The organism is Clostridium sp. C105KSO13, from assembly GCF_001517425.1.
Classification (GTDB): Bacteria; Bacillota; Clostridia; order Lachnospirales; family Lachnospiraceae; genus Muricomes.
Genome location: NZ_FBWL01000116.1, coordinates 1 through 9401 on the forward strand (window position 1 = coordinate 1; position 9401 = coordinate 9401).

Sequence of the window (9401 nt, forward strand, 5' to 3'; positions counted from 1 at the left end):
GGCTTTCTTGAGTCACGCCCTGTGAATAAGTCAAAAATTCTGACTACTTCTCAGGCGCTTAATCTGCTAAAACAGCGTGGATACATCATCAAGGATGAAGCCGCTCCTGCCATGAATTAAGTGTTGTATCTATATTTCTTTTTTGAAGCCAGCGAAAGATGGCTTGTTTGCTATACCCTACTTTTTCTTTAACCGCTACCTTTTTGTTTCAAACTTCCTTCACTTTCAGTTTTTTGCTAATTTTCTGACAGCTTCAACCGCCGTTTGCACTTCTTCTTCTGTGTTATAGTAAGAAAAGCTAAATCTTACAGCTCCCTGTTCTACTGTTCCAAGAGCCTTATGCATCAGTGGTGCACAGTGTGCTCCGGGTCTGGTCGCAATACCATAGACTGAAAACAGTTCATCACTCACTTCAGAGGAATCATAATCCCCAATATTAAAGGATACAATAGGGCATCTCTGCTCCGTCTTGAAATCTCCATAAATTTTTACACCCTGTATACCACTGATTCCATTATAAAACTTGTGCATCAGAGACAGTTCTTTTTCCCGGACTGTATCTATTCCCACTTCCTCCAGATAAGAAAGCGCAGCATTTAACCCGGCAATACCATGGCCATTCAAAGTCCCTGCCTCCAGGGCAGTCGGCATCTCTTTAGGATGATGCGCGTTGTAAGTATCCACGCCGCTGCCGCCGCTCAAAAGAGGCCTTACCTCAACTCCGGTCCTGACATACATCCCACCTGTTCCCTGAGGCCCCCGCAGACTTTTATGCCCTGTAAAGCAGAGAATATCAATCTTCATTTTTTGTGCATCAATGGAATATACACCTGCAGTCTGGGAAGCGTCCACCACAAAGAGTACGTGATGCTTTTCGGCAATAGCCCCCACTTCTTCTATGTCAATCATATTTCCGGTTAAATTAGAACCGTGAGTACAGACAATTGCTTTTGTGTTTTCCCTGATTGCATTTTCTATTTCCCGGCAGGAAATATTTCCTTTCCCGTCACATCCCAGGATTGTCAGTTCTACTCCCCGTTCCCGGCACTCATATAGTGGGCGCAGGACAGAATTATGCTCCAGAACTGTGGTGACCACATGGTCGCCTGGATTCAAAGTCCCTTTAATTGCAATATTCAGACTTTCCGTTGAATTAGCTGTAAACACAATCCGGTTCGGGCTCTCACCGCCAAAGAGGCGGCACAGCTTCTCTCTTGTATCGTATATGATTCTAGATGCCCCAAGAGATGCTTCCGTCGCCCCCCTTCCTGCATTTCCTATGGAATTCAGAGCCCGAATCACCGCCTCTGCCACCTGGGGCGGTTTATGCAGCGTTGTGGCTGCATTATCCATGTAAATCACGACATTCACTCTCCTTTTACTACTTTGAGGAACTTTTCGGTCAAGTCAGACATCTGAAAGTTTTTATTATAAACTATGTTAATATTCCTGCTTCCTTTATTGCTGCCTCCGAAAGAGAACCCGAGTATCTTTCCTTCCCGCAGTTCCTCCTCCGCTGCCAGACGGGACAGAATAGAAATTCCGATTCCTCTGCTGACAGAGCGCTTTATTGTTTCCGAGTTTTCCATACTCGCCACAATATTTAGTTTATCCATATTGATTCCCATGCCTTTTAGAAGCCTTTCTGCTTCTTTGCGGGTCCCGGATCCTTCCTCCCTTAAAATAACAGGCTCATTCTGTATCCACATCCAGTTTTTATTGCTGCCTTCCGGCTGCGCATTCTCTTCCTCTATCAGCTTTCTGAATTTTTCAGAATTGGGAGTGATTACAACCAATTCATCCTTATAAAAAGGCATATACTCACAGTATTTCTTTTCAAACACCGTCCCGGTAAACCCTATATCCACGTTATAATTCACAACCTGCTCCACAACCTTGCCGCTGTCTGTTTCCATTAGCTTAAACTGCTCCTGAGGGTATTTTTTGCTGAATCGCTCCAGTATTTGGGGGACCAGGTACTGAGCCGGGACACTTGAGGCGGCAATACGGATACAATGACTTCCTTCTTTCCGCGTCTTATCAAAGGTCATTTCTATCTGCTTTTCCAGGGAAATCATTTGTTTTGCATAGCTATATAGGATTTTTCCGTCTTCCGACAGGCTAACTTCCTTTGTGTTTCTTACAAACAGACGTACATTCAGTTCCTGCTCCAGAGAAGAAATATGTGCACTTACAGTGGGCTGGGTCAAAAAGAGAGTTTTGGCTGCCCGGGAAAAACTTCCCTCGTCCGCTATCGCTACAAATGCTTCTAATTGTTTCAGATTCATAAATTCGATATCCTTTCACTCTCTGCACCGGTTTTCCTGGTTACTTTGATACTGTCCATATATTCCAGAATCGGTTTTGCACTTTTTCTGCTTGTGCCGAACATATCACGTATTTCCGCAATGGTGATTTTTCCTTCTGCCTGCAGTTTGCTTATAATTTTTTCCTTTGCGGTCTCCATATATGCAGCCAATGTGTACATACCCTCAGCCAGCTTTATGATTTCCCCCTCATCTGTCATGAGCAGAAGGATATCCTCCACTGTCTGTGCAGGCACACTGCCAAAATTAATATCCGCAACTCTCGGGAAATCATACTCGGCAGATTTTAAGGTCCCGGTAAGTTTCTTTTTTACATTCTCGTAAATCTCATCTTTATCCACCTTATATCCCGCAGGTGCCAGATATTCTTCGCAACGCGCTAAAACCCCCTGCTGGGCCAGGGATTCTATATACTTATCAAACACATTCGGCTTAACCTTCTTCATAAATGTGCTGTGTACTTCCGCTTTTGGCATTCCATACCGATAAGGATATTTATTCACAAAATTCTGCAGAGCCTTTAAAATTTGCTCTCTGCACTCCTGCTCATCTCTGCTGTGCCATACGTAAGTGTCCTTTTTCATGGGAAATGTACATACAAGGCCCTGACTTTCCAGTTCACCCACTGCAGTCTTGGTCTCCTCCACAGAAAGGGCCGTAAGTTTTGCAAGCCCGGCTACGGTCGCCATTGTATCACTATAGTCCTTTACATGTAGTTCAATCACATCTGTGGCACTGCCGGATTCTTTTTGCCGCAAACTCTCCAGTACCTCCGATGAGAAACGTTTTTTCTTCGCTGCATTGGGTTCCAGAATCACGCCGCCGCCAACGGTTTCCATTGGGGAATAAAAGCGAACAATAAACCGGTCTCCTCTCCGAAAAGCTACATCGTCTTCCATGCGAAGCTGCACATATCCACTTTCTCCCGGCCCAAGTGTTTCGTCCTCCAAGAGGACAGCGCGGCACAGCACCTCACTGGTACCGCTGAAAAAGTGCAGACGTATATTGTTGGAAAGGATCCGCATGCTGGAATCCAGAACTTCAAGCTTGACATCCATAAGGCGAGAGTCCTTCATGCTCCCCGCGGGAGCAAGCACGCAGCCTCTTTTAAGTTCTCTCTTCTTTACATTGGAAATATTGATTGCCACACGCTGCCCTGCATAACACATGGCCACCGACTGCCCGTGCACCTGAATGCTCCGTATTTTGCAGTCCTGTCCCCCCGGAAACATTTCCAGAGTATCTTCTTTTTGAATGGTGCCGCTTACCAGAGTTCCTGTCACAATAGTGCCAAAACCGGACAGGGAAAATACTCTGTCTACGGGCAGTCTTGGAATTGTGTGTACATCCTTTTCCTCTACGTCTTCCTCACTCACGCGTTCAATTGTATCCATCAGTTCAGGAATCCCCTGGCCCGTCATTGCAGAAACTTTCAATACAGGAGCCTTTTCGAGAAATGTTCCGCTTAATTCCTCCTGTATTTCCTCTTCTACCATCTCCAGCCACTCATCATCCACGAGATCACATTTGTTCAGAACAAGGATACTCTTCTTTATACCCAACATTTCTAAAATATCTATATGCTCCTTCGTCTGGGGCATGATACCTTCATCAGCTGCCACCACAAGGAGCACCAGATCCATACCCACCACGCCTGCAACCATATTGTTGATAAACTTCTCATGGCCAGGAACATCAATAATCCCTGCCCGGTTTCCGTTTTTCAGGTCAAAATACGTAAAGCCCAGATCAATGGTAATTCCTCTGCGCTGCTCTTCTTCCCATCTGTCCGTATTACGTCCGGTCAGTGCTTTTATCAGGGTAGTTTTCCCGTGATCAATATGGCCCGCTGTCCCGATAATAATGTGCTTCATATCCGTTTCCTTCCTTTTCCAGAGCGTGCAGCTCTTTCAGGGTATTTACAAAATAATCCATATACTGCGTCTCAAATGTCCGCATGTCCAGCAGAATTCTGTCATTTACAGTCCGCCCTATCACAGGTATCGGAAGTCGCCTGAGCCTCTCTTCCAGCTCAGGAGTGCTGATTTCCAGAGGGTGGATAGTCACCGCCGTACTTGGAATCCGCTCCAGAGGCAGAGAGCCACCGCCGATTTGCGATTCACATTCCTCAATACCGATTTCTGCCTTCAGGCCGGCCCTATTTAATATTCTGTAAAACTTTTTTGCTTTTTGCTTTATTTCTTCCGGTGTTCTTGTAATCATATTTAAAACTGGTATGTTTTGTACTGCTTTCTCTTCTGATAAATATTCTCTGAGAACAACCTCCAGGGCAGATGCTGTAAATTTGTCAATGCGCAGTGCTCTTGTAAGGGGATTTTCCTTCATCAGGTCAATATAAACTTTCTTTCCTACAATAATCCCGGCCTGGGGGCCCCCCAGCAGTTTGTCCCCACTGAAGCACACCACATCCGCTCCATTTTTCACGGAATCCTGTACTGTAGGTTCATAAGTCAGGCCATACTTACTCAAATCTACCAGCACGCCGCTCCCTAGGTCTTCAATAACCGGTATGCCGCGCTGCTGTCCAAGAGGTACCAGCTCTGCTATAGGTACAGACTCTGTAAACCCCACAATCCGATAGTTGCTTGTATGCACCTTCAGCAGTGCCTTTGTGTCCTCTGTAACTGCCTCTTCGTAATCGGATAAATGGGTTTTATTTGTTGCCCCCACTTCTACTAGAGCTGCACCGCTTTGTTCCATCACATCGGGAATCCTAAATTTTCCTCCAACTTCTACCAGCTCTCCACGAGATACGACAGCCTCCCCCCCTTTTGCCAGGGAACTTAATATCAGCAGGACTGCCCCGGCATTATTGTTGACGGCCATCGCTGCCTCTGCCCCTGTTATCCTGCAAAGCAGTTTTTCAAAATGGGAGTATCTTTGGCCCCTCTTTCCCGCATCCAGGTCATACTCCAGATTGGAATATCCTCCCGCAATACTGGAAACCTGTTTCAGGTGTTCCCCGCTTAAAGGTGCCCGCCCCAGGTTGGTGTGCAAAATCGTTCCGGTACCGTTTAAGACACGTGTCATATTCGGTCGGTTCATGGCAGAAGCTGTCAGTTCTATCCTCTCCAAAAGCCCATCAACCCTGCTCTTAGCTTCCTCTTCATCTTCACAGGTGCCAATGAAAACCCGGAGCTTGTCCTGCTCCATACGGACAGCCTCCAGTACACTGTCATAGCTGTATTGCTCCACCATTTCTTTAATAGATTCATCTTCCATCAGAACATCCACTTTTGGAATTCTGCGGAATAATAGATTTTTATTCATTCCCCACTCCCTGTGACAGTCAGGCGGCTTCACATTATGGATACAGACAGATGAGTTTTCCCTTCTTTTCTGTAACCTTTCCGATAACCGAAACCTTCGTGTCAAGTTTTTTTTCTTTTAAAGCTGACAAAACTTCTGATAAATATTTCTCCGGCAAGCTGAATAAGAGCCCACCGGAGGTCTGTGGATCATACAGTAAATCTAAATAGTATTCATCCACATTTCCCGGGTCTATCAGCTTTATACTATGTTCTTTATTTTTATACGTGCCCGCCGGAACCAGACCCATTTGTGCATAATCTGCCGCTTCGTTCATATAGGCCACATCACGGACATGAATTTCCATTGTCACATCACTTGCCGAGGCCATTTCCACACAGTGGCCCAGAAGCCCAAAGCCGGTGATGTCGGTACATGCATTGACAGGGCAGGACCCCAGTGCTTCTTTTGCCTTTTTATTCAGAGATGACATGACAACGGCCGATTCTCTTTCGGCCTCTTTAGAAGCCATCTCGGCTTTTACCGCCGTATTAATAATGCCGCTTCCAATCTGCTTTGTCAGAATAAGTACATCTCCGGGCCTGCATCCGTAGTTTTTGTAAATCTTATCCGGATGGACAAAGCCGGATACACTTAACCCGTATTTTGGCTCATCGTCCTGGACAGAATGACCTCCCACCAAGACTGCACCTGCTTCCTTCACTTTGTCTGCTCCGCCTTTTAGTATATCTCCCAGAATTTCCGGGTCCAGGCAGTTTGGAAAGCCCACAATATTTAAAGCAACTTTTGGCTCTCCGCCCATTGCGTAGACATCACTAAGGGCGTTTGCCGCGGCAATCTGGCCAAAGGTATAAGGATCATCCACAACCGGAGTGAAAAAGTCCACGGTTTGAATCATGGCAATATCCTCTGTAACCTTATAAATTGCAGCGTCATCTGATGTTTCAATTCCAACCATGAGATTATCATCCTGGAATTTAGGCAGCTTACCCAGAACCTGGGCAAGGGTCTCAGGACCTATTTTAGCTGCTCATCCTGAAGTTTTTGCCATCTGGGTCAGACGTATTTCTTTGCCTGTTTTCATGTTATATCCACCTTTCCTTCCAGTTAAGTTGCCCCAATTATGGACGAATAATTTTTCCCGCATTATTCATTGTTTCTACTATACTATACATATTAGTTACCGAGCCTACCTGAAGTTTTTCTTTCAACCCATAATAATCCAAGCATGTCCCACAGGTCATAATTTCTACTCCCTGAGCCTCAAGCCCTTTTAGATCTTCCAGAGAATCTGAACCTTCAGAGGTCAGGCGCGCTCCTCCATTATAAAACAGTATAGCCTTCGGAAGATCATCAAGCTGAGTTACGGCAAATATAAAGCCTTTTATCAACACTTTTCCCAGTTCATCATTGCCGCTTCCCATTTTATCAGAGGATATAACAACTATCGTATCTTTTCTCCTGTCCGGTATGCACTCTTCGGCCTCTTTCTCCTGTGTCTTAACCTCAGACATAACCTGGCTCATCTTTATAACTACCTTAAACTCTTTTTCTCCAAGCTTCTCTGCGGTCACATCACCGCCGGAACTCTTTGCCATCTTCGTCACATTCTGCACTGCAATCTCATTATCTACCAGAACCTCCAGAGTATCTGGCTCAGCCATCGCCTGCATTGCCTTCTTTGTTTTCACTACCGGAATCGGGCAGACATCGCCCATAGCATCTACTGTAATCATATCATATTCTCCTTTCACCCCTAAAAGGGGACTGACCCTTTTGAGGGCCGTTTTCTGAATTGTTTTAAAATTTGACCTGTCATTCCTTGTCCTTGCTGTATATTTATTATGGCAGAATCACACTATAGATGTATTCTATCACCGATTTATGAATCAGTAAAGTCGAATCACGGCAATGATTGAATTCTCTGTTGAAAAAGGAACATATTTATGAGATGATATGTGTAGTTTTTTGCCATTTTTTATTATTTAAGCAGGTGAAACCGAAAGAAAGGACAAAATATATGTGGATAGCAGATAAATGGAAAGATTATGAAGTTATGGATTGTTCAAGGGGGGAAAAGTTAGAGCGCTGGGGAGATTTTCTCCTGGTACGCCCTGATCCTCAGGTTATCTGGGACACTCCCCGTTCAGATAAGGGCTGGAAGCACCCAAACGGACATTATTACCGCAGTAAAAAGGGAGGCGGGGAATGGGAGTTTTTCAACCTGCCCAGACAGTGGAAGATTCAATACAATAATCTTACCTTTAATTTAAAACCATTCAGCTTTAAGCATACCGGTCTTTTTCCGGAACAGGCTGTAAACTGGGATTGGTTTTCCAAGAAAATCAGAGAAGCCAAACGCCCGGTAAAGGTATTGAATCTGTTTGCTTACACCGGCGGTGCCACTCTTGCGGCCGCCGCAGCCGGCGCTCAGGTTACCCATGTAGATGCATCTAAAGGCATGGTCAACTGGGCAAAAGAAAATGCAGTCTCCTCCGGGCTGGGAGATGCTACTATCCGCTGGCTGGTGGATGATTGTGTGAAATTCGTTGAAAGAGAGCACCGCCGCGGCAACACGTATGATGCAATTATAATGGATCCGCCTTCCTACGGAAGAGGCCCTAAAGGCGAAATATGGAAAATCGAAGATATGATTCATCCCTTAATCAAGCTTTGTTCTCAGATTCTATCCAAGGATGCCATCTTCTTCCTCATCAACTCATATACCACAGGCCTGGCACCTGCAGTCCTGACCTACATGCTCTCTACAGAGCTAAAAGCATGGCACGGAACCGTAGATTCCCAGGAAATCGGACTCCCTGTGAGCAGCAACAAACTGGTACTCCCCTGTGGAGCATCCGGCCGCTGGGAAAAACGTTAAAAGGGGGTCTGACCCCCTTTTACTACCTTATCCTTCTTAGTACTTCTCCAATCGGGCCTGCAATGTTTAATTCCGACCGGACTGTTCTGGCTGTTTCGGATTTGTTGATTACTACTAAATGTTTTCCATGGAAGTAGTCGATAAAACCTGCCGCCGGATAGACAACTAGTGACGTACCGCCGATTATCAGAGTGTCCGCACTGGCGATTGCCTGCACCGCTTTCTGTATGGTCTCCGGATCCAGACCTTCTTCGTACAGAACAACATCTGGCTTAATAATGCCGCCGCATTCACAGCGGGGAACACCTGGCGAATCTTTTACGTATTGTGCACTATAAAATTTATGGCATTTCATGCAATAATTTCGATGGATACTCCCGTGAAGCTCATATACCTTTTTACTCCCGGCAGCCTGATGAAGACTATCAATATTTTGAGTGATGACAGCTTTCAGCCTGCCGGCCTTTTCAAGCTCTGCCAATTTTAAATGAGCGGGATTCGGCTTTGCATCCAGTACCATCATCTTTTCTTTGTAGAAGTCAAAAAAGGCTTCCGGATGCTGCATAAAAAAACTGTGACTCACTACCTGCTCAGGGGAATATTTATATGCCTTATGATAAATGCCTTCTGCACTTCTGAAGTCCGGGATGTTACTCTCTGTCGATACACCCGCGCCCCCAAAAAACACGATGTTTGTGCTCTCATCAATGATTTGCTGCAACTGCTCTATTTCTTTTTCATACATTTTAATGCCCCCATGTGTATATCCATAAATGATCAATGTCATTTAGTTAAGACATTTTCAATCTATTTTCCGGCGGTTCTTACTTTTAGAACCGCTATCTTTATGTTTCACAAAACTATAGAAATGTTACATTTCCCACAAACCCGGGCTCATAATG

General features: G+C 45.2%; 8 protein-coding genes. 1 reads left to right on the forward strand and 7 read right to left on the reverse strand.

Features of this window, described 5'->3' with window-relative positions:
- Nucleotides 1-225: 225 nt before the first annotated feature.
- The 6 genes from BN3456_RS01115 to yedF are packed head-to-tail and all read right to left on the reverse strand — an operon-like array spanning nt 226 to nt 7354.
- Nucleotides 226-1362 (reverse strand): aminotransferase class V-fold PLP-dependent enzyme, encoded by a 1137-nt coding sequence (locus BN3456_RS01115; protein ID WP_242862774.1) that lies wholly within the window; start codon nt 1360-1362, stop codon nt 226-228.
- 5 nt (nt 1363-1367) lie between these two features.
- Entirely contained in the window at nt 1368-2288 is a 921-nt protein-coding gene (locus BN3456_RS01120) for a selenium metabolism-associated LysR family transcriptional regulator (RefSeq protein ID WP_089982156.1), read from the reverse strand.
- Nucleotides 2285-4201 (reverse strand): selenocysteine-specific translation elongation factor, encoded by a 1917-nt coding sequence (gene selB, locus BN3456_RS01125; protein WP_089982158.1) that lies wholly within the window; start codon nt 4199-4201, stop codon nt 2285-2287. Before selB ends, BN3456_RS01120 begins: the two co-directional genes overlap by 4 nt.
- The gene (gene selA / locus BN3456_RS01130) at nt 4164-5618 is read right to left on the reverse strand and encodes an L-seryl-tRNA(Sec) selenium transferase (RefSeq protein ID WP_089982159.1); all 1455 of its coding nucleotides are present in this window, start codon (nt 5616-5618) and stop codon (nt 4164-4166) included. Before selA ends, selB begins: the two co-directional genes overlap by 38 nt.
- 34 nt (nt 5619-5652) lie before the next feature.
- On the reverse strand, nt 5653-6702 hold the full coding sequence (gene selD / locus BN3456_RS01135; RefSeq protein WP_089982161.1) for a selenide, water dikinase SelD: 1050 nt from the start codon (nt 6700-6702) through the stop codon (nt 5653-5655).
- Nucleotides 6703-6739: 37 nt separating this feature from the next.
- Complete coding sequence (gene yedF, locus BN3456_RS01140) at nt 6740-7354, reverse strand: sulfurtransferase-like selenium metabolism protein YedF (protein ID WP_089982162.1); 615 nt, start codon at nt 7352-7354, stop codon at nt 6740-6742.
- A 284-nt stretch (nt 7355-7638) separates the two neighbouring features.
- Here yedF and BN3456_RS01145 point away from each other — a divergent pair, with 284 nt between their 5' ends.
- Nucleotides 7639-8499, forward strand: coding sequence for a class I SAM-dependent methyltransferase (locus BN3456_RS01145; RefSeq protein ID WP_089982167.1), 861 nt, complete (start codon nt 7639-7641; stop codon nt 8497-8499).
- Nucleotides 8500-8521: 22 nt separating this feature from the next.
- On the opposite strand, the gene BN3456_RS01150 is transcribed toward BN3456_RS01145, so the two are convergent.
- The gene (locus BN3456_RS01150; protein WP_089982163.1) at nt 8522-9244 is read right to left on the reverse strand and encodes an NAD-dependent protein deacylase; all 723 of its coding nucleotides are present in this window, start codon (nt 9242-9244) and stop codon (nt 8522-8524) included.
- Between the last annotated feature and the right edge of the window lie 157 nt (nt 9245-9401).